This is a genomic window from Pantoea sp. ACRSC (assembly GCF_022346785.1).
In the GTDB taxonomy this organism is placed as follows: Bacteria; Pseudomonadota; Gammaproteobacteria; order Enterobacterales; family Enterobacteriaceae; genus Pantoea; species Pantoea alvi.
On the sequence record NZ_JAKRNN010000016.1, the window covers coordinates 46,412 to 70,363 of the forward strand.

23 protein-coding genes and 2 pseudogenes are annotated in these 23,952 nt (G+C 57.3%); 12 read left to right on the forward strand and 13 right to left on the reverse strand.

Features of this window, described 5'->3' with window-relative positions; genetic code table 11:
• The first annotated feature begins 177 nt into the window (after positions 1 to 177).
• Complete coding sequence (locus MHZ97_RS15660; RefSeq protein WP_239314978.1) at positions 178 to 1,209, forward strand: tyrosine-type recombinase/integrase; 1,032 nt, start codon at positions 178 to 180, stop codon at positions 1,207 to 1,209.
• Positions 1,210 to 1,458: 249 nt separating this feature from the next.
• On the opposite strand, the gene MHZ97_RS15665 is transcribed toward MHZ97_RS15660, so the two are convergent.
• Positions 1,459 to 2,355, reverse strand: a complete 897-nt coding sequence (locus tag MHZ97_RS15665; RefSeq protein ID WP_103797217.1) for a LysR family transcriptional regulator — start codon at positions 2,353 to 2,355, stop codon at positions 1,459 to 1,461.
• A 134-nt stretch (positions 2,356 to 2,489) separates the two neighbouring features.
• Here MHZ97_RS15665 and MHZ97_RS15670 point away from each other — a divergent pair, with 134 nt between their 5' ends.
• The gene (locus MHZ97_RS15670) at positions 2,490 to 2,975 is read left to right on the forward strand and encodes a cupin domain-containing protein (RefSeq protein WP_103797216.1); all 486 of its coding nucleotides are present in this window, start codon (positions 2,490 to 2,492) and stop codon (positions 2,973 to 2,975) included.
• Positions 2,953 to 3,735: a carboxymuconolactone decarboxylase family protein gene (locus MHZ97_RS15675; protein WP_224481800.1), complete on the forward strand. Its 783-nt coding sequence runs from the start codon at positions 2,953 to 2,955 to the stop codon at positions 3,733 to 3,735. The genes MHZ97_RS15670 and MHZ97_RS15675 overlap by 23 nt, the downstream gene beginning before the upstream one ends.
• 37 nt (positions 3,736 to 3,772) lie before the next feature.
• Here MHZ97_RS15675 and MHZ97_RS15680 read toward each other — a convergent pair whose 3' ends face one another.
• Positions 3,773 to 4,648, reverse strand: a complete 876-nt coding sequence (locus tag MHZ97_RS15680; RefSeq protein ID WP_033755664.1) for a LysR family transcriptional regulator — start codon at positions 4,646 to 4,648, stop codon at positions 3,773 to 3,775.
• Positions 4,649 to 4,756: 108 nt separating this feature from the next.
• Here MHZ97_RS15680 and MHZ97_RS15685 point away from each other — a divergent pair, with 108 nt between their 5' ends.
• A complete protein-coding gene (locus MHZ97_RS15685) occupies positions 4,757 to 5,620 on the forward strand; it encodes an SDR family oxidoreductase (protein ID WP_103797214.1) in 864 nt (287 codons plus the stop codon).
• A gap of 3 nt (positions 5,621 to 5,623) precedes the next feature.
• Here the strand turns inward: MHZ97_RS15685 and MHZ97_RS15690 are convergent, their stop codons facing one another.
• On the reverse strand, positions 5,624 to 6,547 hold the full coding sequence (locus tag MHZ97_RS15690; protein ID WP_033755669.1) for a LysR family transcriptional regulator: 924 nt from the start codon (positions 6,545 to 6,547) through the stop codon (positions 5,624 to 5,626).
• Between the two features lie 104 nt (positions 6,548 to 6,651).
• Between MHZ97_RS15690 and budA the strand changes: the two genes are divergently transcribed.
• From budA to MHZ97_RS15705, 3 genes are read left to right on the forward strand one after another with little or no spacing between them, the layout of a single operon-like run.
• Complete coding sequence (gene budA / locus MHZ97_RS15695; RefSeq protein WP_103797213.1) at positions 6,652 to 7,434, forward strand: acetolactate decarboxylase; 783 nt, start codon at positions 6,652 to 6,654, stop codon at positions 7,432 to 7,434.
• Positions 7,435 to 7,448: 14 nt separating this feature from the next.
• Positions 7,449 to 9,128, forward strand: coding sequence for an acetolactate synthase AlsS (gene alsS, locus MHZ97_RS15700; protein ID WP_033755671.1), 1,680 nt, complete (start codon positions 7,449 to 7,451; stop codon positions 9,126 to 9,128).
• Positions 9,129 to 9,151: 23 nt separating this feature from the next.
• Positions 9,152 to 9,925 carry a (S)-acetoin forming diacetyl reductase gene (locus MHZ97_RS15705; protein WP_033792418.1) on the forward strand — a complete coding sequence of 258 codons (774 nt, stop codon included), beginning with the start codon at positions 9,152 to 9,154 and terminating at the stop codon, positions 9,923 to 9,925.
• Positions 9,926 to 10,002: 77 nt separating this feature from the next.
• Here MHZ97_RS15705 and MHZ97_RS15710 read toward each other — a convergent pair whose 3' ends face one another.
• Positions 10,003 to 12,057 (reverse strand): pyrroloquinoline quinone-dependent dehydrogenase, encoded by a 2,055-nt coding sequence (locus tag MHZ97_RS15710; RefSeq protein ID WP_369799195.1) that lies wholly within the window; start codon positions 12,055 to 12,057, stop codon positions 10,003 to 10,005.
• A gap of 49 nt (positions 12,058 to 12,106) precedes the next feature.
• Positions 12,107 to 12,472 (reverse strand): hypothetical protein, encoded by a 366-nt coding sequence (locus MHZ97_RS15715; protein ID WP_033755676.1) that lies wholly within the window; start codon positions 12,470 to 12,472, stop codon positions 12,107 to 12,109.
• Between the two features lie 271 nt (positions 12,473 to 12,743).
• On the opposite strand from MHZ97_RS15715, the gene MHZ97_RS15720 reads away from it, so the two are divergent.
• On the forward strand, positions 12,744 to 14,297 hold the full coding sequence (locus MHZ97_RS15720; RefSeq protein WP_224481799.1) for a sensor domain-containing diguanylate cyclase: 1,554 nt from the start codon (positions 12,744 to 12,746) through the stop codon (positions 14,295 to 14,297).
• 39 nt (positions 14,298 to 14,336) lie between these two features.
• Here MHZ97_RS15720 and MHZ97_RS15725 read toward each other — a convergent pair whose 3' ends face one another.
• Together MHZ97_RS15725 and MHZ97_RS15730 are read right to left on the reverse strand one after the other, a co-directional pair.
• Complete coding sequence (locus MHZ97_RS15725) at positions 14,337 to 15,611, reverse strand: amino acid permease (protein WP_239314979.1); 1,275 nt, start codon at positions 15,609 to 15,611, stop codon at positions 14,337 to 14,339.
• Positions 15,612 to 15,825: 214 nt separating this feature from the next.
• Positions 15,826 to 16,740, reverse strand: coding sequence for a LysR family transcriptional regulator (locus MHZ97_RS15730; protein ID WP_239314980.1), 915 nt, complete (start codon positions 16,738 to 16,740; stop codon positions 15,826 to 15,828).
• Positions 16,741 to 16,847: 107 nt separating this feature from the next.
• On the opposite strand from MHZ97_RS15730, the gene MHZ97_RS15735 reads away from it, so the two are divergent.
• Both MHZ97_RS15735 and MHZ97_RS15740 read left to right on the forward strand, forming a co-directional pair.
• Positions 16,848 to 18,161 (forward strand): nucleobase:cation symporter-2 family protein, encoded by a 1,314-nt coding sequence (locus tag MHZ97_RS15735; RefSeq protein ID WP_239314981.1) that lies wholly within the window; start codon positions 16,848 to 16,850, stop codon positions 18,159 to 18,161.
• Positions 18,154 to 18,420: a hypothetical protein gene (locus MHZ97_RS15740; protein ID WP_239314982.1), complete on the forward strand. Its 267-nt coding sequence runs from the start codon at positions 18,154 to 18,156 to the stop codon at positions 18,418 to 18,420. Before MHZ97_RS15735 ends, MHZ97_RS15740 begins: the two co-directional genes overlap by 8 nt.
• A 17-nt stretch (positions 18,421 to 18,437) precedes the next feature.
• On the opposite strand, the pseudogene MHZ97_RS15745 reads toward MHZ97_RS15740, so the two are convergent.
• Both MHZ97_RS15745 and MHZ97_RS15750 read right to left on the reverse strand, forming a co-directional pair.
• Positions 18,438 to 18,751 (reverse strand): annotated as a pseudogene (locus MHZ97_RS15745) (Tn3 family transposase); the annotation flags it as partial.
• A gap of 26 nt (positions 18,752 to 18,777) precedes the next feature.
• A complete protein-coding gene (locus MHZ97_RS15750) occupies positions 18,778 to 19,530 on the reverse strand; it encodes a S9 family peptidase (RefSeq protein WP_065884240.1) in 753 nt (250 codons plus the stop codon).
• A 240-nt stretch (positions 19,531 to 19,770) separates the two neighbouring features.
• Here MHZ97_RS15750 and MHZ97_RS15755 point away from each other — a divergent pair.
• A pseudogene (locus MHZ97_RS15755) lies at positions 19,771 to 20,118 on the forward strand (EamA family transporter); the annotation flags it as partial.
• A gap of 210 nt (positions 20,119 to 20,328) precedes the next feature.
• Here MHZ97_RS15755 and MHZ97_RS15760 read toward each other — a convergent pair.
• The 3 genes from MHZ97_RS15760 to MHZ97_RS15770 form a co-directional block, all read right to left on the reverse strand.
• Positions 20,329 to 21,102: an SDR family NAD(P)-dependent oxidoreductase gene (locus MHZ97_RS15760; protein ID WP_004729618.1), complete on the reverse strand. Its 774-nt coding sequence runs from the start codon at positions 21,100 to 21,102 to the stop codon at positions 20,329 to 20,331.
• 65 nt (positions 21,103 to 21,167) lie between these two features.
• The gene (locus tag MHZ97_RS15765) at positions 21,168 to 21,869 is read right to left on the reverse strand and encodes a DsbA family oxidoreductase (RefSeq protein ID WP_001194072.1); all 702 of its coding nucleotides are present in this window, start codon (positions 21,867 to 21,869) and stop codon (positions 21,168 to 21,170) included.
• A 65-nt stretch (positions 21,870 to 21,934) separates the two neighbouring features.
• On the reverse strand, positions 21,935 to 23,041 hold the full coding sequence (locus MHZ97_RS15770; RefSeq protein WP_006687059.1) for an alkene reductase: 1,107 nt from the start codon (positions 23,039 to 23,041) through the stop codon (positions 21,935 to 21,937).
• A gap of 213 nt (positions 23,042 to 23,254) precedes the next feature.
• On the opposite strand from MHZ97_RS15770, the gene MHZ97_RS15775 reads away from it, so the two are divergent.
• Positions 23,255 to 23,584, forward strand: a complete 330-nt coding sequence (locus tag MHZ97_RS15775; protein WP_002431133.1) for a co-chaperone YbbN — start codon at positions 23,255 to 23,257, stop codon at positions 23,582 to 23,584.
• 29 nt (positions 23,585 to 23,613) lie between these two features.
• Here the strand turns inward: MHZ97_RS15775 and MHZ97_RS15780 are convergent, their stop codons facing one another.
• Positions 23,614 to 23,952 carry a carboxymuconolactone decarboxylase family protein gene (locus tag MHZ97_RS15780; RefSeq protein WP_000888080.1) on the reverse strand — a complete coding sequence of 113 codons (339 nt, stop codon included), beginning with the start codon at positions 23,950 to 23,952 and terminating at the stop codon, positions 23,614 to 23,616.

Sequence of the window (23,952 nt, forward strand, 5' to 3'; positions counted from 1 at the left end):
GAAAGCGCTATTTGCCCTCCGTCTTTCTCTTGAAAACGATGTCCGGACATTAAAACAGGCAACCAATGTGCCTTAAAATGACAACGCTACGCAAAATCTGCAGCAGTTTACCCCTGCTTTTTTTTCAGAATTCACGTAGCGCGATCCCCAGCTGAATTGCGGACAAATTGAACAGATATGGATGGATTAATTACCTCACACGCCCTGCTCCCGCTTTCTCAGTCGGATGACGACCTTGCGCAACGCCTGCGCGAGTTCGTACAGGATAAAGATGCGTTTGCGCCCAATACCTGGCGACAGCTGATGAGCGTAATGCGCGTCTGTCACCGCTGGGCATTGGCCAACAATCGCGTGCTGCTTCCTATGTCGCCTGAAGATCTGCGCGACTACCTGAGCTATTTGCAGTCTATCGGGCGCGCGTCATCGACTATCGGCACGCATCAGTCGTTGATCACGATGTTACACCGTAACGCCGGGCTGGTGCCGCCATCGACCTCGCCGCTGGTCTCGCGTGCGGTAAAAAAGATCAATCGCGTGGCGGTGGTCTCCGGCGAGCGCACCGGCCAGGCGGTTCCTTTCCGGCTAAGCGATCTGCAAAAGGTGGAAGCTGCATGGGCAGAAAATGCGAGCCTGCGTCACCTGCGCGATCTCGCCTTTCTCCATGTGGCGTACAGTACGTTAATGCGTATCAGTGAAGTGGCGCGCTTTCGCGTTGGCGACGTAATTCGCGCCGAAGATGGCCGCATCATCCTGGAAGGTTCCTGGACCAAAACCATTCTGGACACCGGCAGCCTGGTGAAAGCGCTGGGGTCGAAGTCGTCAGCGGTGCTGACAAAGTGGATTATGGCATCGGGACTGATTAATGAACCCGATGCCTATCTCTTTGCGCCGGTGCACCGCTCAGGCAAAGTGATGATCGTGACCGACGAACCCATGAGCACGCCCGCGCTGAAGAGTATTTTCACCCGTGCGTGGGAGGCTGCCGGGCATATCACGACCATGAAGCCGAACAAAAATCGCTATCGCCGCTGGAGCGGCCACAGCGCGCGCGTGGGCGCCGCGCAGGATCTGGCGCGCAAAGGCTATTCTGTTCCGCAAATCATGCAGGAAGGGACCTGGAAAAAACCGGAAACCCTGATGCGCTATATCCGCTATGTGGAAGCGCACAAAGGCGCAATGGTTGATCTGATGGAAAACAGTGAAGAGTAAGCCGCTAAGTTATCCACAGAAAAAGTGGACAGCCTGTGTGAAACTCCGGGAAAAGATGCGCTGAACGGTACAGTAATGCAGGAAACAGGGCGATTTTAGCGCTGAATTAACACGCAAATACATCAGGTTATCCCCCTGTTGTTTAGCCATGCGTTAATGTCATGCCTGGAGGTGTGCAGCCAACAGCCTTTGACCGTTTTTTTCCATGATGGTTCAGCTAAATTCGCTTATTCGCACGCTTTATTAACGTCAGGTTTCCCTGTAGCGCAGCGCGTTAATCACTTCAGTCAGCGCAGGCATCATTTGACGGCGGCTGGCGTAGTAAAGATGGTATCCCGGAAAAAGCGGCCACCACGCCTGCAGAACCGGCACTAATTTTCCCCTTTCGATATAGTGCTGCGCCAGATCCAGCGGAACATAAGCGAGCCCCAGCCCATCCAGCGCCGCCTGCAGCATCAACCCGGTCGTGTTAAAAACGGTTTGTCCCTGCACCCGCACCGATAACGCTTTGCCCGCTTTTTCAAAATCCCAGGCGTAGATCCCGCCGCGTGTCGGCAGCCGCAGATTGATGCACTGATGCGTCGTCAGCTCAGCTGGCGTTTCCGGCACCGTTTTATCCTGCAGATAATCTGGCGAGGCGACTACCGCCATATAAAAGTCAGGACCGATCCTGACGGCGATCATATCCTTATCGACCACGTTGCCGACCCGCACCCCGGCATCAAACTGCTGCGCCACGATATCGGTCAGCGCATAGTCCACGCTTAATTCGATCTGCATCTCGGGATAGCGCTTCAGCAGCGGCCGCAGTCGCGGCCAGAGCACGGATTCGATGGCGTGATCGTGCGCGGTTATGCGCACGGTGCCCGCCGGTTTTTTACCCAGCGCGCGAAGCGAGGCAAGTTCGCTGTCGAGTTCGCGCAGCATCGGCAGCAGCATGTTATAGAGCCGCGCGCCAGCTTCGGTAAGGGAGACGCTGCGCGTGGTGCGCGTCAGCAGTCTGACGCCAAGGCGCGCCTCCAGCGCCGTAATCGCATGGCTCAATCCAGAGCGCGACATGCCGAGCTGCGCGGCCGCTCGGGTGAAGTTTTTCTCACGCGCCACATGAAGAAAGGCGCGCAGGTCGTTGAGATTTTCAGGGACCATTGTTGAATATTCTGCACATACGCATTCACATTTGACCATCTTATCAAACAATCTTACGGAGCCTACACTGAACTGACTATCCACCAGCGGGGCTGGCGCCTGACGTTGCTCCCTGTACTGAGAACTGGAGCCATATGAAGACCCTTGCCGCTGCTGCGATGTCCCTCGCACTGGCCTGTTCAGCTGCTTACTCAAAGGAGAAGACACCTGTGATTACCATCATGCAAAGTGGAGAAAAACCCTCGGTACCGGGATCGCCAGACTATTTCACCGGAACGGTGCGCATTGACTCGCCGTTTCAGGGAGGCGATCCGGCGCGCGTGGGCGGCGCGACCGTGACGTTTGAGCCTTCCGCCCGTACGGCGTGGCATACCCATCCCCTCGGCCAGACGCTTATTGTCATCTCAGGGCTCGGCTTTGTTCAGGAATGGGACGGTCCGGCGCGCGAGATCAGGCCTGGCGATATCGTCTGGATCCCGGCGGGCGTGAAGCACTGGCATGGCGCTGCGCCGCAGAACAGCATGTCGCATATCGCCATTGCCGAGGCGCAGGAAGGCATAGCGGTTGACTGGATGGAGCACGTCAGCGACGAGCAGTATGCGTCTCGTGATAAATCTTGACGGCATAACGATTCGGCGGCGCATGGGGAGCCTGCTGGCGCTCTGCGTCGCGCTGTTTTGCTCCAGCGGCGCTGCCGAAGAAGCTTCCCGTCCCACTTCGATAAGGAACAGAACCATGCTGACCCAGCAGCAACATCCTCTTACCGCGCCGCAGAAGCAGACGGCGGCGATTGCCGCCAGCGCTGCGACGGGCGACATACCCGCACTGAACGCTGCGCTGCACCAGGGGCTGGATGCCGGTCTCACCATCAGCGACTGTCGTGAGATCCTGGTCCAGCTTTACGCCTATGCCGGTTTTCCCCGTAGCCTGAATGCGCTGGCTGAGCTGATGAAAGTCGTTGAGGCGCGTCGTGAGCAGGGTAAAAACGATGCAGAGGGCAACCCGCCAGGGCCGCTGCCGAAGCCTGAAGAGATGCTGGCGGTCGGCACGCAGAACCAAACCACGCTCGCTGGCGGCCCGGTCAAAGGCGCGCTTTTCGATTTCGCGCCAGCCATCGATAGCTATCTGAAGGTTCATCTTTTCGGCGATATTTTCAGCCGCGACAACCTCGACTGGAAACGCCGGGAGCTGGCGACCGTAGGCGCGCTGGCAGCCATGACCGGCGTGGAGTCCCAGCTAAAAGCGCACCTGAATATCAGCCGGAACGTAGGGCTGACGGATGCGCAGCTGGCCGAACTGGTGCCGCTGTTTGAGAGCCGGGGCGAGCAAAACACGGCGCAACGGCTGCAGCGTGCGCTGGAGTCGGGCAGCGCACAATAACGGCATGCACCTGAACCCGCCGGTTAAACCCGCGGGTTCAGGCTGTAAACCAGCCGCCGGGATATTGCTCGCAGATGAATGCCACGAAGGCGCTGACTTTTGGGCTCTGCAGGCGGCGAGAGGTGTGCAGCACCCACAGCTCTGTCGTCTCGTTAGCCTCTCCCCATGCGATCAGCGCGCCTTTTTCCAGCAGATTACTGACAATCGACTGGGGCAGCATCGCCGCGCCGGCGCCCGCAGTTACGGCGTCACGCACGGCCAGCAGGGAAGAGAACTGCGCCACCGGCTGCGGGACCAGGCAGCGTCGCCCGTTATCCAGCGACCAGATTTCGCCTTCCCTGTGCGTGGGCATCACGACCGCAGCAACCGGGAGCGGGCGGCCGCCGTCGCTGAGCGGCATCTCAAACCCGGGAGCGGCGACCAGCATGAGCTTGTCTCTGGCAAAGCATCTGCCCACCAGCGCGCTGTCCGGTGGGGGATTAATGCGAATTGCCACGTCGAAATGCTCCTCAACCAGATTGCTGAGCCTGTCCTCTGCCACGGACTCAATCCGGACGTCGGGATAACGCGTGCGGAATCGGGCTGTGAGCTGGCCCAGCGCCACCTGTGAAAACAGCAGCGGTGCTGCAATACGCAGGCATCCTCTGGGACGGGTCGCGCCCTCCTGCGTCATAACGACAGCTTCGCTGATTTCGCGCATGGCCCCGGCCGTTCTGGCCAGCAGAAGTTTACCTGCCTCGGTAATTTCAAGCCGACGGTTACCGCGCTCAATAAGGCGGACGCCAAGCGTTTCTTCAAGATCGGCCAGCCGCCGCGACAGTGTTGCCTTTGAACGCCCGCTGGCGCGGCTGGCGGCGCCGAACCCGCCCGAGGCGGCGATAAGGTGAAAATCTGTTAAGGCGTTAAGATCCATACGCTGTCTCATTTATGGAACAAAGAGTCTCGAGAATAGCGTCTTCCGCCATTAAACAAAACACCCTAATCTCTGTTTACACCCACCTGACATCACGGAGTAAACATCATGACTATTCTTGTTACCGGCGCCACCGGCCGTGTCGGCCGCCATGTCGTCGCCCAGCTTATCAGCCGCGGCGCTGCTGTTCGCATACTGACGCGTAACCCTGACGCTGCCGGCTTTGGGCCAGGCGTCGAGGCGGTTAAAGGCGAGCTGCTCGATCTCGACGCCCTGCGCGCCGCCTTCTCGGGCGTTAGCACGCTTTTCCTGCTGAACGCCGTCACGGCCGATGAGTTTACGCAGGCCATCATTACCCTGAACGTCGCCCGCGAATGCGGCGTTGAACGGATCGTCTATCTTTCGGTGTTCGAGGCGGATAAAGCGGTGAACGTTCCCCACTTTGCCGTTAAGTACGGCGCGGAGCAGATGCTCGCGGCGATGAATTTTAGCGCCACCATCCTGCGGCCGACCTATTACATCGATAACGACGCGATGGTTAAAGAGGTCATCTTCAACCACGGCGTTTATCCGATGCCGATCGGAAACGTCGGGCTGGCGATGGTCGATGTGCGCGATATTGCCGAGGTGGCCGCTATCGAACTGATACGACGCGACCGGGCTCCCGGCAAACTGCCGGTCGAAACCATCAATATTGTCGGACCCGATACCCTTACCGGACCTCAGGCCGCTGCGGTATGGGCTGAGACGCTCGGGCGACCGGTTAACTACGGCGGCGACGATCCTGCCGCGTTTGAAGCGAACATGGCGGGATTTATGCCGAAATGGATGGCCTATGAAATGCGTCTGATGGCCGAGCGCTACGTTAGCGACGGCATGATCCCGCAGACTGGCGATCGCGAGCGGCTGGTGGCGCTGCTGGGCCGTCCGCTGTATTCGTACCGCGACTTTGCGGCGGCGCTGGCGGGCTGAAGATCACTCGCCGTCGGGTGGAGAGGGCTCGCCCGACGCGGCCTGCTCAGCGTCGTTAATCAGCCTGAGCAGGTGCGATACCGTTCTGGCCGTGCTGCTGCGTCGCCAGGCAAAGGCGATATCCGTATAAAGCGTGTTGTTCTCGATCTCGCAAAACACAATCTGCGGGTTATTGACGCAGCACATAGAGGCCGGCACCAGCGCGATGCCGCAGTTGGCGCCCACCATGCCGAGAGAGGAGGCGATCTGCGGCGCCTGCTGAAATCGCGCCGTGGAAAAGCCCGCGCGCAGACAGGTGCTGACGATAAGTTCATACAGGCTCGGGGAGACGTCGCGCGGGAAGATAATCAGCGTTTCGTCCGCCAGCTGCGACAGCGCCACGCTTCGCTGATGGCCAAGCGCGTGGCCAGCGGGCAAGGCGACGAGCATTCTCTCGGTGGCGATCACCTTCAGATTAAAGGCTTTGCTGCTTTCGCAGGGCAGGCGAATAAACGCCGCGTCGAGCAGTCCTTCCTGTAAATCCTGCATCAGCAGCGCCATGTTCTCCTCCCGCGTGGTCAGGGTGATGGCGGGATAGCGCGCCTTGAAACGCCGGATCAAATCGAATACCGGCTGACCAAACGCCACCGAACTGGCGAAGCCCAGCGACATCTGCCCGCTGATGCCTCGCGCCACGCCGCGCGCCTTCTCCAGCGCATTATCGGCCTGTTGCACAATCTGTATCGCATCAGGCAGAAACGCGCTGCCCGCCTCGGTCAGCTCGACCCCACGCGTTAAGCGCTTCAGCAACGGCGTGCCAATCTCATGTTCCAGACGCTGGATTTGCTGACTTAGCGGCGGCTGAGAAATGCCCAGCATTTCCGCTGCGCGGGTAAAGTGCAGCGTCTCGGCCACAGCAACGAAATAACGTAGATGCCGAAGTTCCATATCAAAAACGTCTCAAAGTTAACAGGTTTCGCTATTGGATTCTGCGAGCCAACTGGCCCAACATGATATTAACACGGCTTAACTATGGGTTTGTGAGGCACCATATGTGTAATATTGTATCTGATTGTTCATGTGAGGATCAGTTCAAGGAAACCCTTGGCAAACTTGCGGAAAAATCACCAGAAAAAGTTATCTATCAGACCTCGCTGATGAGCGCGCTTCTTAACGGGGTTTACGACGGATCGACCACGGTTGCGGATCTGCTGCGCAAAGGCGATTTTGGTCTGGGCACTTTTAATCAGCTCGACGGCGAGCTGATCGCTTTTGACAGCGAGGTGTATCAGCTCCGCTCCGACGGCAGCGCCCGTCCTGCCAGGCCCGATCAGAAAACGCCTTTTGCGGTGATGACATTTTTCAAACCTGAATACCAGCACCGCTTCGCTGAAACCGCCACGCGTGACGATGTGCACCGCGTTATCGACAGCAAAATCACCTCAGATAACCAGTTCTGCGCGCTGCGCATCAGTGGCCGCTTTCATGCCGTACAGACGCGCACCGTGCCCTGCCAGTGTCGCCCCTATCGCACCATGCCTGAAGTGCTCGGCAATCAGCCCACCTTCGACTTTCGCGAGGCGGAGGGCGAACTGATTGGCTTCCGCACGCCGCAGTATATGCAGGGCATCAACGTCGCAGGCTACCACGAACACTTTATTACCGGCGATCGCCAGGGCGGCGGCCACATCCTCGATTATGTGCTGGAAGGAGGAGAGCTGACGTTCGGCGCCATCAGCCAGCTGGTGATCGATCTGCCGCAGGACCGCGATTTTCTGCAGGCGGATCTGAACCCGCAGGATCTGGATGAAGCCATTCGGGCTGTCGAAAGCTAACAACTGAGGTGATGATGAAAACGCTAAAAACCAACGTGCTCTGGAACAGCGGCGCCGATCTCGTGGTGGCGCAGCTTGAAGCGCAGGGCGTCAACCATGTGTTCGGCATTCCCGGCGCCAAAATCGACAAGGTATTCGATTCGCTGGTGGATTCCCCTATTCAGCTAATCCCGGTGAGGCATGAGGCGAACGCCGCCTTTATGGCGGCCGCGGTCGGCAGGCTGACCGGCAGCGCCGGCGTGGCGCTGGTCACCTCGGGGCCGGGCTGCTCGAACCTCGTGACCGGCATGGCCACCGCCACCAGCGAAGGCGATCCGGTGGTGGCGATTGGCGGCGCGGTGAAGCGTTCCGACAGCGCCAAGCAGGTTCATCAGAGCATGGATACCGTGTCGATGTTTCGTCCGGTGACGAAATTCGCCGTCGAGGTTACCGACGCCTCTGCGCTGGCCGAATGCGTGTCCAACGCTTTTCGCCATGCTGAGAACGGCCGCGGCGGCGGCGCCTTTATCAGCCTGCCGCAGGATATCGTCGACCAGCCGGTGTCAGGCACGCCGCTGCAGCACAAGGGACGCGTCACGCTGGGCGCCGCGCCCGATTCGCTGGTCGAGGCGGTCAGCCGCGAAATCGCCCGGGCCAAAAATCCGGTGATCCTGCTGGGCCTGATGGCGAGCCAGCCAGAGAACAGCGAGGCGATCCACGAGCTGCTGAGCAAAAGCCGCATTCCCGTCACCAGCACCTATCAGGCGGCCGGCGCGGTGCGTCAGGAGCACTTTTCGCGCTTTGCCGGACGTATCGGCCTGTTTAACAACCAGGCGGGCGATCGTCTGCTGCAGCAGGCCGATTTGATCATCACCATCGGCTACAGCCCGGTTGAGTATGAGCCCGCGATGTGGAACAGCGGAAAAGCGATGCTGGTGCATATCGATGTGCTGCCGGCGGAGGCTGACAATCTCTACCTGCCTGACGCCGAGCTGGTGGGTGATATCGCCCAGACCGTGCGTAAAATCGCCGCGCGCATCGCCTCGCCGCTGCAGCTCAGCGAGGCGGCCGCCGCCGTGCTGGAGGATCGCCGCCAGCAACGGCAGCTGCTGGCGATGCAGGGCGCCAGCCTGGATCAGTTCGCGCTGCATCCGCTGCGCATCGTGCGCGCCATGCAGGACATCATCAACAACGACGTCAGCCTGACCGTCGACATGGGCAGCTTTCATATCTGGATCGCCCGTTATCTTTACAGCTTCCGCGCGCGTCAAATCATGATTTCCAACGGGCAGCAGACGATGGGCGTCGCGCTGCCGTGGGCTATCGGCGCCTGGCTGGTGGATCCGTCGCGCAAAGTGGTGTCGGTCTCAGGCGACGGCGGATTTTTGCAGTCGAGCATGGAGCTGGAAACCGCCGTCAGGCTGAAGGCCAACATTCTGCACATTATCTGGGTCGATAACGCCTACAACATGGTCGCCATCCAGGAGGAGAAAAAGTACCAGCGCCTCTCCGGCGTCAACTTCGGCCCGGTCGACTTTAAAGCCTATGCCGAAGCCTTCGGCGCGGCCGGGTTTGCGGTAAACAGCGCGGCAGAGCTGGAGCCGACGCTGCGCAAAGCGATGGATGTGAACGGGCCGGCTGTGGTTGCCCTTCCCGTCGACTACAGCGACAACCCGTTGCTGATGGGACAGCTTCATCTCAGCCAGCTGCTCTGATCTAACCTTAAAAGGATAGCGTTATGAAAAATAAAGTGGCTTTTGTTACCGGCGCCGGTCAGGGCATCGGCGCGGCGATCGCATTACGCCTGGCGAAAGACGGCTTTGCCGTGGCGGTCGCCGATTATAATGCCGACACCGCGCAGCAGGTTGCGGAGACGATTACCCGCGCCGGCGGCAAGGCGGTTGCGCTGCAGGTCGACGTCGCCCGGCGCGATCGCGTCTTTGCGGCGGTCGAGGAGGCGAGACGCGCGCTGGGCGGCTTCGACGTCATTGTGAACAATGCCGGCGTCGCGCCCTCTACGCCGATCGCCGATATCACCGAAGAGGTGATCGATAAGGTGTATAACGTCAACGTGAAGGGCGTTATCTGGGGCATGCAGGCGGCGATCCAGGCGTTCGCCGCGGAAAGCCACGGCGGGAAAATTATCAACGCCTGTTCTCAGGCGGGCCACGTCGGCAACCCAGAGCTGGCCGTGTATAGCTCCAGCAAGTTCGCGGTGCGCGGGCTGACGCAAACGGCGGCTAAAGATTTGGCTGCTGCGGGCATTACGGTCAACGCGTTCTGTCCCGGCATTGTAAAAACGCCGATGTGGGAAGCGATCGACAAGCAGATATCGGAGGCGGCGGGAGAGCCGGCGGGATACGGCACGCGGGAATTTGCTAAACGCATTACGCTGGGGAGACTGTCCGAGCCGGAAGATGTCGCCGCCTGCGTCTCTTTCCTGGCGGGTCCCGACTCCGACTATATGACCGGGCAGTCCTTATTAATCGACGGCGGTATGGTGTTTAACTAACGTCCGCGTCGCCTGCCTTCTTTACGTTCTGAACGAGAGCAAATCGCTTTGCTCTCGTTCAGAACTTACCAGCAGGGTTATTTAGGCAGCGCGTAGACCACGACCTGGTCGCCGACCTGATCTTTCAGTATGGTGTTGCCGCCGGCGACAAAGGCGACATACTGGCGTCCTTTGTATTCATACACCGAGGGGTTTGCCACGGCTGGCGCTTCAACCTGATCGGACCAAAGCTCCTCTCCGCTCGCCAGCGAGTAAGCGCGGACTTTCGCGTCCATCGAGGCGCCGATAAAGATGACGCCGCCTGCGGTGACCGCCGGGCCGCCGATAGTGGGCGAGCCCCAGCTTTCCGGCATAAAGAACCCGTACTGCTGAGACGCGCCAACCGGACGTCGCCATTTCACGTCGCCGGTGTGCATATCCAGCGCCACGATCTCGCCAAACGGCGGCTGCCAGCACGGCATGCCGAGCCAGTTATTCGCCACGTTCAGGCGCATCCCGTAAGGCGCGCCCTCCTGCGGCGCGAATCCGCTCTCATTACCGGAGTCTTTATCCGCCTTATTATACTCTTCACGGCTGTAGAGCTTGACGTACTGCACGATGTGCGAGGTGTTCACCACCGCAATCTGATTCTGCGGATCGAAGGCGACACCGCCCCACTGCACGCCGCCGGCGCTGTCAGGATAGGTTAATGCCCCCTCGCCTTTGGTGGTTGGCGGCGTATACATGCCTTCATAGGTCAGCTTATCCCAGAGACGCGAGCACTGCCCGGCGCCGACGATATCGGCCAGCTTCCAGATTTCCGGTTTTTTAGACTGATCGAGCAAAGGCGCCGGTTTGGTCGGGAACGGCTGAGTAGGCGAAAGTTTCTCGCCCTGAACGGAGCCGTCGCCCTGCGGGACCGGACGCTCCTCGATCGGCCAGACATCTTCGCCGGTCAGGCGGTTCACGACGAACAGGAAGCCCTGTTTAGTGGCCTGGATAAGCGCCGGGATCGGTTTGCCGTTGACCGTGATGTCCATCAGCGTCGGCGCGGAGTTGATGTCGTAATCCCAGACGTCATGATGCACCCACTGGCGCGACCAGACGACTTTGCCGGTGTTCACATCAAGCGCGGTGGTTGAGGTGCCGAGCGGAATGGCGTCGACGCGATTGCCGCCCCAGTAGTTAGGCGAAGGCGAAGAGACCGGCAGATAGACTAGCCCGTTAGCCTCGTCGGCGGACATATGGGTCCAGACGTTGGCGGTGCCGGTGCGCTTTCTGATGTCGGCGGGAATGGCGTCAAAGGTCCACTCGCGCTGACCGGTTTCGGCATTGATGGAGAAGACGGTGCCCGGAGGCGCTTCGGCATAGGCCCAGTCTTTACCCGCCCAGCCGACGATCAGATGGTTGCCGACCACGGTGGGCGGCTGCAGCAGCGACAGCGGAAATTTCGCATTCAGGGTGTTCCACTGCTCGACGTTCAGCACGCCCTTATCGGCAAATTTTTCGCATGGTTTGCCGGAGTCTGCATCCAGCGCATAGAGTTTGCCGTCAACGGTGCCCATATAAACGATCTTCTGGCAGGCCTGCCCGGCAACCGGGTTTTTCGCCTGCCAGTAAGAGACGCCGCGGTTCTTCAGGACCGGCTGAGTCAGCGCTTCGCGCGGCGCTTTCGTATCGTAATGCCACTTTTCTTTCCCGGTGCCGGGATCGAGCGCAATCAGCCGGTAAAAAGGCGTGCCGATGTAAATCGTATCGTTGGCGAACACCGGCGTGGCCGACCAGACGGTGGCAGGCGTTTTACCTTTGCCGTCGGAGACGTCGCCGGTATGAAATTCCCATACTTTTTCCAGCTTGCTGACGTTATCGGCCGTGATCTGCTTGAGAGGGCTGTACTTCTGGGCGTTAAGCTGGCCGTGGAAGCTGTCCCAGGTCGCTTTTTCCGGCACCAGCGGCGACGCCGTATTAGCGGCGGACGCGACCTTTTTGCCATCCTGTTCGGAAGAGGCTTCTTTAGTTGTGTTCGTGGTGCCGGGCGACTGCTGATCGGCGGCATCCACATTAAGCTTCTCCTGCGTTCCCTGAGAAGCTTCGGCGGCCTTATCCTCGGCCTGTAATGTGAGTGGCGTCATCAGCAGCGCGAGCGCCGTCATGCTGACTTTCATCAGCTGCTTTTGTTTATCGCTATGCACGGGCAATTCCTCAGGCTCTGGCAGGTGTGGTGTGACGGGCGGGACGGCGGCCGAGAAGGATCAGACCAGCCAGACCAAGTACCATGGCGGCGGTAATGATCCCCTGATGGAGCAGTAAGGCGGCAAAGCCGATACCCACCAGCACAATCAGCGTCACGATGCCCCAGAAAATGCGTGCGCCGCGCCCTGACGCGGCGCGCAAAATCAGCGTCAGCAAAGCCAGAACTACGCTGGCGATCGCCACGCCGAGCGCGCCGATGGTGCCGGTGACGCCAGTCAGAGGCGTCAGCCAGGCGTAGAGCGCCAGCGCGAAGCCGATCGCGGCCGCCAGCAGGAGCAGCAGCGTGCCGGCGCGTGAAGGTTGAGAATGCAACATGGCAGCAAATCCCCTGTAAGAATAAAATGATAAAAATCATGCGTCTCGTTATGCCTGAATACGCCGCCGCGCGAACGGCAAACCTGAGCGCGACTGAACATTCCAGCAAACGCGGTGAAGTATAGGCGAGAATGACTTATTCGTTTTTTGAAAGGCGACTCATGCACCTGCGCGCGCTCAGAATGCATGCGGCTAACCATTATGACCTGAGCATAATTAATGTATTATGCGTTACTGACCTTTGCCGCATGCGCTGATATCCCCCTTAACTATGCGAAAAACTCAATCAGGCGCTTCCGGCGTCGCCCTGTTAAAAACCTCTCTCGGCAAAAGCATGGCCGTGTTTTTGTTGCTCACCAGCCTCTTTGTTATCGCCATTAACGCCTGGTCGTTATGGAACTCATGGCAGCAGACGGTGGGCGAAAAAAACGACGACGCCCGCAACCTGTCGGTTTCGCTGGCGAAGCAGGCGGAAGATGCGTTTCTGCAGGTAGATATCACCCTGGCGGATGCGGTCCGGCAGCTCCGGCAGCGGGGCAATGAGTACGCCGCAACGCCGGCTTTCCTGCACCAGCTAAAAGAGCAGCAGGCTAAGCTACCGCAGCTGCACGGGCTCTTCATTTACGACACCGAGGGGCACTGGATCGCCTCCTCCGGCAATTTTGTTCCGACGAACGCCAGTAATGCCGATCGCGCCTATTTCATCTGGCATCGGACCCATAACGATACGAATTTGCTTATCAGTCGGGTCATCCGCAGCCGCTCAACCGGCGATTTGGTGATCCCGGTTTCCGTTCGCCTGAACGACAGCCAGGGCCATTTTGCCGGCGTCGCGCTGGCCACCGTGCGGGTTGACTATTTCCGTCAGTATTACAGCTATTTCGCCCTGGGCAATAAAGACACCCTGGGGCTGATCCTGGCGGATTCCTCTGTCTTATATATTCGCCCGTTCCCTGACGCCTTTATCGGCCGGACGCTGGCGTCCAGCCCGTTGTTTAAAACGGAGCTTAAGGCCGCCTCAAGCGGCAACGCCACCTGGCGCTCTACGCTGGACGGCGTGGTGCGCGTGTTTGGCTACACCCGGCTGGAGCGCTATCCGTTGATCGTCACGGCGGGCTACGACCGCGACAGCATTCGTCGGGAATGGCTGGCGGGAAACCTGGTTAACCTGCTGCTTAACCTGGCTCTGCTCTGCGCTATTACCGGCATGGGCATCATGCTGCTGCGCCAGGTGGGCGCCAACGTCAGAAATCAGATTGAATTAACCTACGTGCGCGATGAGCTGACCAACATCAATCACACGCTGCAGTCGCTGGCGCTGGTCGACGGCTTAACCGGCCTGGCCAACCGAAGGCAGTTTGATGCGCTGCTTGAGCAGGGGTTACTTAAATCGCTGAAAACCGGCGACCCGATCGCGCTGGTGATGATCGACATCGACTGCTTTAAACGCTTTAACGATACGTACGGACATGTGGCCGGCGACGAGTGTCTGCAGGATGTCGCCCACGCGCTGAAAGAGAGCGTTCATTTTCACGGCGATGTGGTCGCGCGCTACGGCGGCGAAGAGTTCGCGATTATTATGCCGAACACCGACGAGTCCGAGGCGAAGATAGTGGCAGAGCGCGCCGTCAGGAGCGTGATGGAGATGGGCATCGCGCATGAGAGTACGGAAGTCTCGCTCGGTATCGTGACCATCAGCGCCGGCTACAGTTCGCTGGTCTCTGAAGGCAAACCGGCAGAGGCTGAACAGCTGAAAAAAGAGGCCGACCGCGCGCTTTACAGAGCCAAGCGCAACGGCCGGAATCAGGCGAGCGGCCAGGTCTGACCGCCCGACCGCGCCCCCCGTTTCTCCAGGGGGCGCGGGTTAAAGCATGCCGTAGATCAGCGCCGACACGGTGAGCAGGCCGCCGACGATGACGATAAGCGACATGCCGCCTCGCAGCGTCTGCAGCTCGTTTCGGGTGTACACCAGCCAGGCGGGGATCACGAACAGGAAGATCGCGATCAGCGGCCCGCAGACGGTTTCAATCAGCGCAATCACGTCCGGGTTCCAGTAGGCCACCGCAAGCGACACCGCAAACATCAGCGCAAAGGCCACCGCTTTGGCTCGCTTGCGCCCGGATTGATCTTTCAGCCCGGCGGCGTCGCCGATCAGCGTAGCGAAGGTTTCGGCGACCGGCAGGCAAACCCCCAGAAACGATTTGGTCATCGCCACCATCGCAATAAAGGGCGCAACGATAAACAGCAGACCTGCGCCACCGTTCCCTTCCATCACCGCGAGCACGTTCAGGTTCTGCGTCTTGGCTGCGATAAACACCTCGCGCGGCATGCTCAGCACACAGCTCAGCACAAAAAAGATGATGCTGAAAAAGATGGCGCAGTAAGCCAGACGGACCACGCGTACGGCTTTCTGCTCGCCGCCCTTCCCCTTTTCCTGGTACCAGGAGGAGAGCGGCGACATCATCGGCGCGGAACAGAATGAGAAGGTGATAAGCGGAAGCGCCAGCCAGAGCGCCTTCAGCGACTCGCCAGCAGGTGCGGCCGTGGTCTCGCGCAGCGCCTGAATCAGGTTGGAGAGATGCCACGACGGGATCTGCATCATGGCAATCAACAGCAGAGAGAGGGCAAAGGGGATCGCCAGCGTGCTCATGGTGGTGACCACGCGGTCGCGGCCTTTGCTTAACACCAGATAGAGTAACGACACCGCGATAAAAGCCAGCACGGCGCGGTTCAGCGCGGCGACATGCAGGTGGGCGGTAACATAGTTGTCTAACGCATTGACCAGCGAGACGACGTACACCAGCGTGACGGGAAAATGGGCAACGCAGAAAAAGATCTTAATGCCCTGACGCCCTTTTGGGCCGAAGAATTTACCGAAGAGCGGAAGAGCGGCGTTTTCCGCCTGATGGTCGCGCATGAAGATGCGGCAGATCAGCACGTGCGGTATCAGCGACAGCGGCAGGCCCAGCAGCAGCATCATAAAAAACACCAGCGGCCCGCGCGTTCCCACCTCCACCGGCAAAAATAGCGTGCCGGCGCCCACCGTGGTGCCATATACCCCCATCATCCAGATGGTATCTTTCAGCGACCAGGATGGTCTGTTTGCTACTGCGTTTTCCGTACTTGCTTGAATAGTCATTTTTACACTTTGAATTACTGGTTGTTCAGATGCCGGCGCAACAGGATTGATCACTCTTTGTCTGGCCAGACTGAACAGAGCGAAGGAGACCGGACATCCGCGCCAGACCAGACACATAACAAGGCGGCAGATTGTCTGGTAAAAAAGCGAGCAGGCCAAATGATTTCGGTGAAAAAAACCCGGGCGTTTACGTCTGGATAACTATTTTTAACCGTTATAGCGTGGTTCGGTTCCCCGCCCTGTCCTGCTCAAAAATTTTATGTTTCACCAGACGGTCGCGCAGCCAGCGTTGCGCTTTGCCGGCGGGCGCCTGTTTAGACCAGAGCAGATCAATGCCGACGATCCAGTCGGTATGGGGGTACTCCTGCTGCCGTAGCTCGATCAAGGTCCCTGCGCGCAATTCGCGATCGACGAACTCGCGAGGAAGCGACGCCCATCCGAGACCGGCCAGCGCCGCCTCCAGCATCGCGCTGTAGCTTTCCACCCGCCAGAGCATGGGACTGCCTAAGTATTCGGTGGTGGCGATCCTTGTCTCCTGGGAACCAAAGGTGATGTGCCGCCAGCTGTGCAAATCGGCAAAGGAGACGGGGATGCGCTGCGCCAGCGGATGCGCGGCGCTGACGACATGCACCATGACCACTTTCCCCAGCTGCCTAAACTGAATTTTCTCGCTCTCAACGGGGTGAGAGAGCGCGATGCCCAGATCGACTTCGCCATTTTTCACCATCGCCTCCACATCGCCGCGAAAAGGCTCTTTGATATGGATATCGACCTCAGGAAAGGTCATAGAGAATTCATATAGCACGGGCGCAATCGTGACATAGGGAAGCTCGATGGCGAGGCTGACATGGTTCTCAATCTGCTGGTTGAATGCCGTTACGCGCTGATCGAAAGCCTGACATCGTTCCAGAATGGTTTTGACATACTCGCGCAGCACTTCGCCTTCCGGCGTTAGCCGCACCTGTCGCGGCGTGCGTTCAAACAAGCAGAGGTCGAGCTCAAGCTCCAGGTTGCTCATCGCCATGTTCACAGAGGACTGGGATTTTTTCAGCTGACGCGCGGCCGAGGAGAAAGATCCCGATTTGGCTACCTGCTCAAACACCATAAGTTGTTCCAATGAATATTTCAAAACGCCCCCCGGCTTTCAATTTTCCTGAAAACAGCTCGCTTACTTGTATCACTTTTTTACTTATAGAGTGGGCTTCCTGCGCTTTATCAGTGCGACGAGAGGTGTTTATGGAAACGGTAATAGCTGAAAAAAAACCTGAAGGCTCGCTCAGCGCCAGGCGCATCGCTTCGCTGGGCTTACAGCATGTTCTGGTGATGTACGCGGGGACGGTGACGGTGCCGCTGATCCTCGCGTCGGTGATGGGCCTGACCGGGGCGGAGACGGTGACGCTGGTGAACGCCTGCCTGCTGACCTCCGGACTCGCCACGCTGCTGCAGTCGGTGGGCGTCGGGCGTTTTGGCGGACGGATGCCGTTAATCCAGGGCTGCTCCTTTATCGTTCTGGCGCCGATGGCGAGGATTGGTCAGCAGTATGGCATCACCACGGTATTCGGCTCCGCGATTGCCTGCGGCCTGTTCACCGTGGTGGTCGCGCCGCTTTTTAGCCGTTTGATCCGCTTTTTTCCGCCGGTAGTGACGGGATGCGTGATTACCATTATCGGCATCTCTCTGATGCCCGCCGCGGCAATCTGGATCGGCGGCGGCAACCCCGATGCGCCCGACTTTGCCAGCCCGTCCAGCCTGCTGCTGGGTCTGGCCACCCTGGCGATCACGCTGTTTTTTTACTGCAAAACGCAAGGCATCATCCGCAACTTCAGCATCCTGGCAGGCATGCTGGCGGGGACCCTTATCGCCTGGTTCGCAGGCCTGACCGATTTCTCCGCGGTGGGTCACGCTGCATGGCTCGGCATCAGCATGCCCTTCTCTTTTGGCCTGCCGGCGTTTTCCCCCGTGCCTGTTTTGGTCTCCTGCCTGGCGATGATCATCGTGATGACAGAGACAACCGGCAACGTCCTGCTGATAGACAAGCTAATGGGACGCCCGACGACCCCGCAGCGTCTTGCCGATACGATCCGCGCCGACGGTCTCTCCACTATGGTCGGCGGCTGTCTCAATAGTTTTCCTTACAACGCTTTTTCGCAAAATGCCGGGCTGATTATGCTGACGCGTATCACCAGCCGGTCGGTGCTGGCTGCTGCCGGGTTGATACTGGTGTTACTCGGCCTGTTTCCTAAGCTGGGCGCGCTGGTATCGGCGATCCCGCGTCCGGTGCTGGGCGGCGTTGGCGTGTTGATGTTCGGCATGACGCTGGCCGCCGGCATTCAGCAGCTGAAAGAGGTCAGTTTTAAAAATGACAACAATATGCTCATTGTTGCCGTCTCGATAAGCGTTGGCGTCATTCCCATGGCGTTTCCGGCGTTATTTACATCGCTGCCCTCATCGTTAAGGCTAATTTTCGACAGCGGTATTTTTATGGGCGGTTTTACTGCCGTAGTGCTGAACAGCTTACTGAATACTAAAAAAGAGGATGAAAATGCATAACGCCGCCGATATTAAATTTTTGCGGCTGTCTAACGAAGTTGCAAGGCGCGCTATCGCCCTGGGCAATCACCCGTTCGGCGCGGTGCTGGTGGCGCCTGATAATGAGACTGTCCTGTTGACGCAGTGTAATATCGATACCGTTAATCATGCCGAGTCAACCCTCGCTCGAATAGCCGCGAGTAATTTTACCCCTGACTATCTTTGGGACTGTACGCTCTATACGGGGTCCGCTTGGAAAACGGAAATTATCCCACGCTAAGACTATATTTTGTACAGCAGTGGAGAAGGATGAGAGACCAGCAGTTCATTAACAGGGACTCCTTTTTGCTTAAGCGGCTCAATGGTTCTTTCTATATAAACCGTATTCCAGAGTGTTATCGCCGCCGTATGTAGTGTCAGCGCCGGTGGCGTGGTAACGCTGATCCTCCCACCCCCAGATCCCTGATTTCATTCAGCCGGTGCATGAAGGATGCTCGCCCAAGGGCCTCACCCTTATTCAGCCCCGCCTGTATGCATCGGCCTAAGCCTTTATCGCAAAATCAGTCCAGCATAAACAGCGTCCGATCTCTGCAGAAAATCGCCCTCTGCGCTACGAGTTTGAACGCATTTACTCTGTTTATAGGTAACATTCGCTCCACGATATAATGATATCGGCAACGTATTCAGCATCCTGAGCATGAGTCAGAAGGTGATCCGCCTTACCCAACGAAATGAAACTCTTGGGATGCTTTGCTGCTTTGAATATTTTTTCGGCCTGCTCAATTAACACAGTATCATCTTCAGTCGCATGAAAAATAAGCAGAGGCTTGTTCATGGCGAACACCTTATGAGCGATTTTGTGTTCCTGAATATTGTCCAGCATCTGTTTCTTTAAGGTAAATACCCGCCCGGCCAGCTCAACGGGATAGGCTCCATGCTGGTTAATGTTTTCAACATCATCCTTAAAAAGACGTTTTACGTGTGTCAGTTCTCCGGGTGATCCTATGGTGACAACGGCCTTTGCCTCAGGAACTTCGCCGGCAATAGACAGAATGGCCGCTCCCCCCAGGCTATGGCCGATGAGCAAAGAAGGCGCTTCGTACTGTCGGCGGAGATAATCTACCGCGCAAAGCAGGTCCGAAATATTGGATGAGAAGTTGGTGTTGGAAAAATCCCCTTCGCTGTTTCCCAGACCAGTAAAATCAAACCGGAGAACGGCGATAGCATTCTCTGTCAGTTTCCGCGCAATACGCGCCGCGCCTTTGAGGTCTTTGCCACACGTAAAACAATGAGCTAACAGCGCAAACGCTTTAGGATTTTCAGGAAGTTCAAGCAATCCGGCCAGTTCTTCACCAGCCGCATTTTTGAACGTAAATTTTAGTTTTTTCATAGGATATTCCAGGTCTTAAACTGATTTCATATGTTTGATCGCAGGGAAAAATAATCTTCTGCTCTGCATCTGGCATTACGCGTTTTCCTTCCTCTACTGGGGATGTGAAACAGAATTCATTCCGAATGCCTGTCCTCACCTTCCAGTTTGAAAGCTGATTATTGCTTCCTGTTCGGTGATCACTTACGCTAAACTACCAACTAGATGGTAGTTTACAAGAATTTTATGAGGTCTCACTGAATGGCCAATTGCGCGCTCATTCTTAAAATATCCCTGGCAATGCTGGCGTTTGCTGCAAACTCTATTCTGTGCCGTCTGGCCCTGCAGGGAGGCCACATTGATCCCCTTTCATTCAGCAGCCTCAGGCTGGCCAGTGGTGCACTCGTCCTGTCACCTTTCTTGTTTTATCACGCAAAAACTACATTATCGCTGTGCCGTCCGCTGAGCGGATTTTACCTCATGGTGTACGCAGTGCTCTTCTCTGTCGCCTATATCCATCTCGATACCGGGGCAGGTGCGCTGTTACTTTTTGGTGCCGTGCAGTTTGCGATGGTGATCCACGGATTATTTAAAGGGGAATCACTCTCCGTTACCGGCTCCTCATCGTGTATAACCCCTTTCTCTCTGGCCGTTTTGTCCTGTCAGGATGTCGTCAGAACCCGGCATAACACCCTGTGCCGGGAACACAAAAGGCACGGATGAACAGGTCGTGAATATTCTTAGTGAAGCCTGCTGATGACATGTCTGGCGACAAAAAAATGCCGCCCTTAAGGGGCGGCTTATGCCAGCGTCACGGGGTTATCGTCTGACCGCCATGATGCCCGCATCGACATCCCAGATAGCGCCCGTCACCCATGAGGTTTTGTCAGACAACAGGAAGAGAATAGTGTTTGCCACATCTTCGGCAGTTCCGACGCGTCCCAGCGGGTGGAAATCGTTCAGCGACTTCATAGCATCTGCGATATCCGCTTTGTCCATGAAGCCTTCGTATATCGGCGTATGAACAATCCCGGGAGACACCGCGTTGACACGAATACCCGCGCTGGCCAGCTCAATCGCCAGATTACGCGTCAGGGCATGCAGACCCGCTTTTGCCATTGAATAGGCCGAGGCCGGCGAGTCACCCAGTGCAGCCTGAGCACCAATCGAACCGACGTTGACGATAGACCCTTCGAGCTTCGCGGCGAGCATGTTCTTCACGACATCCTGTGTAATAAAGAACGTGGCTCGGTTCAGCGAAAGATACATGTCATAATCGGCAAAGCTGTGCTCGGTAAATCCTTTGGGCATGAAGATACCGGCGGCATTCACCATCAGGCTGATATCGCGATGGTGAGCATTAATTTCCTGACGGATAGTTTCCATACCTTCTTCGGTCATCAGGTTCGCCGCGATGACCGCAACCGGTCCCAGAGGGCTCAGTTCTTTTTGCACCGCTTCGGCTTTGTCTTTTTTATTCCCGGTCAGCACGACACTGCCGCCCGCTTCCAGTACCATGCGTGCCACGGCCAGGCCCATGCCGCTGGTACCGCCGACGACGAGCAGTTTTTTACCTTTGAAAAAAGTGTTCATTTTCTGACTCCATTACTGGTGGGTAAGACGTTGCCGGCAGCGTGAAACTGCCGGCGGTTGACGGATTAAATACTGCAGCCATCCGTTCCGCAGGTCTGACCCGCAGTGGCTGAAAATTCGGTTTGCTGTTCATCCCAGACCTGACGCAGGGCATTCAAAAAGTTATCTGCTGCCTGAGCCCCGCTGATGGCATATTTTTCGTTCATCACAAAAACCGGAACGCCGCTGAGGCCAATAGACTGTGCGTGGGCTTCATCGTCGGAAACGGTGGCGCGAAAATCGTCATTTTCCAGGGCGGCTTCAGCGTCAGCTTTCGGCATACCGGCTTCTACGGCCATGGCAACGAGCTGCTGACGGTCAAAGAGAGAGCGACCTTCGGTGATACTGCCATGATAAAAACGTTCTTCCACCGCGTCCGCAATTCCGGCCTTACGCGCGGCAACCAGCAGGGTGTGTGCATCTTCTGTATCACCAAACATCATGCCGTCGAAGTTGTAGATCAGACCTTCAGATTTACCGGCGGTGCCCACCTGATTCATCATCAGCTCCGCTGAATGCTGACTGCCCAGCTTTTTAACGATGGCATCCTTAAAAGGCATCGCGGGAGTACCACCGGCCAGACGGTAGCTGTGATGGCGGATCACCACCTGGTCGCGAAATTCAAAGCGATTCAGACCCTGTTCAAATCTTTTTTTAGCAATCCAGCACCACGGGCAGACCAAATCTGACCAGATATCGATGGTAAGGGTGGGTTTCAGCGTTTGCATAATGATTCCTCAAAGACGTTGGGCGGTCGGATCTCACTTATCAGAGAACCGCGACCGTATGGGATTTATTGCGCCTGCCAGACCGGGTAATCGGTATAGCCTTTTTCCGGGGAACCACTGACGCCGTAGTAGGTGGCGCGGTCACTTTCTGCCAGTGGCCAGCCGTTTTGCATTCTTTCAACCAGATCCGGGTTAGCGATGTAGGGCACACCAAATGCCACCAGATCCAGCTCATCATCTTCCAGAGCCTGCTCTGCGATATCACGGGTAAAACCGCCGGCAGCGATGATGGTGCCTTTAAACGTGTTGCGAAAACGGCGGCGGAAGCCTTCCGGAAGTGGCGCTTTGGTGTACACCGGCTGATAGTAAAGGTGTACGTAGGCCAGTTCCCGCTGACCGAGCGCGTCGGTGATGGCTGACCAGGTTTGCTCTTCACCTTCATACGGCGCGAGGTCATAAATGCGGCCGAACGGTGACAGGCGCACGGCAACGTGGCTGTTACCCACGGCTTCCGCCACGGCGTCAATGGTCTCCAGCAGGAAACGCTGACGATTTTCCACCGAGCCGCCGTATTCGTCGGTGCGGGTGTTCAGTTCGCTACTGAGGAACTGGTCAAAGATGAATCCGTTTGCCGCCATGATTTCCACGCCGTCAAAGCCGGCTTCCATCGCCAGGCGTGCGGAGTGCACGAAGTCTGCAGTGATGCGTTTAACTTCATGCGTTTCCAGCGCGCGTGGCTGGCTTGGTACAACCGGGCCCGGTTCTCCGGATTCGGTCAGCGCAAAAACGGTGGTATTGACCGCCTGAACGGTGCCCGCTGAAACCGGCGCTATGTGGCCTGGCTGAAGAGAGACGTGAGACATACGGCCGACGTGCCAGAGCTGCGCGAAAATACGGCCACCTTTGGCGTGAACCGCTTGTGTCACCTTACGCCAGCCCTGGACGTGTTCGTCGTTGTAGATACCAGGGGTATAAAGGTAACCCCGGCCTTCTTCTGAAACCGGCATCCCTTCGGTGATGAGCAGGCCAGCAGAAGCACGCTGTGCATAGTACAAAGCCACGACCTCATCCGGCACGTCATTCATGGTGCGGGTGCGGGTCATCGGTGCCATGACTACACGGTTTTTTAACGCCAGGCCAGACAGATTGTAGGGGGTGAAAAGCTTACTCATCGTATACCTCACAAAAAACAAAAAGGAGTATCCCGGCAGGGATTTGCACAGCCCGGCAGTATCATCGACTGGACGTCGCGCACTGGAGTTGCATAAACATCTGATGGGTGGCAATATACCAACCATCTAGTAGGAAGGTCAATGGCTGTGTCGTATTTTTTTGTCATAACGCAGCCATTTCTGAATTGTCACTCATTTTGCGAGGTCATCACCATGCGTACATTAACAGCTTATAACGAAGATAATTTCCGCCAGATAGAGCAGTACAAAGGAATATCGGTGGTACGTTTCTCTGCACCCTGGTGTCCGCCCTGTCAGGCCAGCGAAGAAATGTTCAGTCAGTTTGCAGACCGGCTCGATAGAGATATTCAGGTGGGGAAAGTCAATGTAGATCAGGCGCCGGTGCTGACAACCAAATACGAGATCTGGGGGCTGCCGTCTGTGCTGATATTTCATGAAGGGCAATTAGTTAAACGCATACCGGGTGTGAAACCTGCATCGGTATATGCTCAGGCTATTGCGGACATAAAAAAAGGGCAGTAATGCCCTTTTAACGTGGAATTTATTAATGCTTAACCGCGTGCCTGACCGACGGCATCCAGAGTGCGGGCTGAATAAATGACCGCCGCGCCAGCGTTGAGGTTAATCGCCACGCCCAGCGCTTCAGCAATTTCAGCGTCGGTTGCACCGGCTTTCACAGCGGCGTCGGCGTGAAAAGCAATACAGCCGTCGCAGCGGGTTGTGACTGCGCACGCCAGGGCAATGAGTTCACGCACTTTTGCGCCCAAAAGGTCAGTTTTGTTACCTGCGTTGCCCAGGGCAACCACGCCTTTCATGGTCTCGGGGGTCAGTTTGCCCAACTCGCCTAAACGTTGCATTAACTCTGAGCGATAGTTGTTCCAGTCCAGCAT

Excerpts from the sequence above, each read along its gene's own strand:
- MHZ97_RS15725 (WP_239314979.1), bottom strand. The coding sequence starts at position 15,611 with ATGACTATTCAAGCAAGTACGGAAAACGCAGTAGCAAACAGACCATCC.
- MHZ97_RS15690 (WP_033755669.1), bottom strand. The coding sequence starts at position 6,547 with ATGGAACTTCGGCATCTACGTTATTTCGTTGCTGTGGCCGAGACGCTG.
- MHZ97_RS15765 (WP_001194072.1), bottom strand. The coding sequence starts at position 21,869 with ATGCAAACGCTGAAACCCACCCTTACCATCGATATCTGGTCAGATTTG.
- MHZ97_RS15735 (WP_239314981.1), top strand. The coding sequence starts at position 16,848 with ATGGAAACGGTAATAGCTGAAAAAAAACCTGAAGGCTCGCTCAGCGCC.
- MHZ97_RS15670 (WP_103797216.1), top strand. The coding sequence starts at position 2,490 with ATGAAGACCCTTGCCGCTGCTGCGATGTCCCTCGCACTGGCCTGTTCA.
- MHZ97_RS15665 (WP_103797217.1), bottom strand. The coding sequence starts at position 2,355 with ATGGTCCCTGAAAATCTCAACGACCTGCGCGCCTTTCTTCATGTGGCG.
- MHZ97_RS15760 (WP_004729618.1), bottom strand. The coding sequence starts at position 21,102 with ATGAACACTTTTTTCAAAGGTAAAAAACTGCTCGTCGTCGGCGGTACC.
- alsS (WP_033755671.1), top strand. The coding sequence starts at position 7,449 with ATGAAAACGCTAAAAACCAACGTGCTCTGGAACAGCGGCGCCGATCTC.
- MHZ97_RS15720 (WP_224481799.1), top strand. The coding sequence starts at position 12,744 with ATGCGAAAAACTCAATCAGGCGCTTCCGGCGTCGCCCTGTTAAAAACC.
- MHZ97_RS15680 (WP_033755664.1), bottom strand. The coding sequence starts at position 4,648 with ATGGATCTTAACGCCTTAACAGATTTTCACCTTATCGCCGCCTCGGGC.
- MHZ97_RS15675 (WP_224481800.1), top strand. The coding sequence starts at position 2,953 with ATGCGTCTCGTGATAAATCTTGACGGCATAACGATTCGGCGGCGCATG.
- MHZ97_RS15705 (WP_033792418.1), top strand. The coding sequence starts at position 9,152 with ATGAAAAATAAAGTGGCTTTTGTTACCGGCGCCGGTCAGGGCATCGGC.
- budA (WP_103797213.1), top strand. The coding sequence starts at position 6,652 with ATGTGTAATATTGTATCTGATTGTTCATGTGAGGATCAGTTCAAGGAA.
- MHZ97_RS15715 (WP_033755676.1), bottom strand. The coding sequence starts at position 12,472 with ATGTTGCATTCTCAACCTTCACGCGCCGGCACGCTGCTGCTCCTGCTG.
- MHZ97_RS15770 (WP_006687059.1), bottom strand. The coding sequence starts at position 23,041 with ATGAGTAAGCTTTTCACCCCCTACAATCTGTCTGGCCTGGCGTTAAAA.
- MHZ97_RS15740 (WP_239314982.1), top strand. The coding sequence starts at position 18,154 with ATGCATAACGCCGCCGATATTAAATTTTTGCGGCTGTCTAACGAAGTT.
- MHZ97_RS15775 (WP_002431133.1), top strand. The coding sequence starts at position 23,255 with ATGCGTACATTAACAGCTTATAACGAAGATAATTTCCGCCAGATAGAG.
- MHZ97_RS15685 (WP_103797214.1), top strand. The coding sequence starts at position 4,757 with ATGACTATTCTTGTTACCGGCGCCACCGGCCGTGTCGGCCGCCATGTC.
- MHZ97_RS15660 (WP_239314978.1), top strand. The coding sequence starts at position 178 with ATGGATGGATTAATTACCTCACACGCCCTGCTCCCGCTTTCTCAGTCG.
- MHZ97_RS15780 (WP_000888080.1), bottom strand. The coding sequence starts at position 23,952 with ATGCTGGACTGGAACAACTATCGCTCAGAGTTAATGCAACGTTTAGGC.
- MHZ97_RS15710 (WP_369799195.1), bottom strand. The coding sequence starts at position 12,057 with ATGACGGCGCTCGCGCTGCTGATGACGCCACTCACATTACAGGCCGAG.
- MHZ97_RS15750 (WP_065884240.1), bottom strand. The coding sequence starts at position 19,530 with ATGAAAAAACTAAAATTTACGTTCAAAAATGCGGCTGGTGAAGAACTG.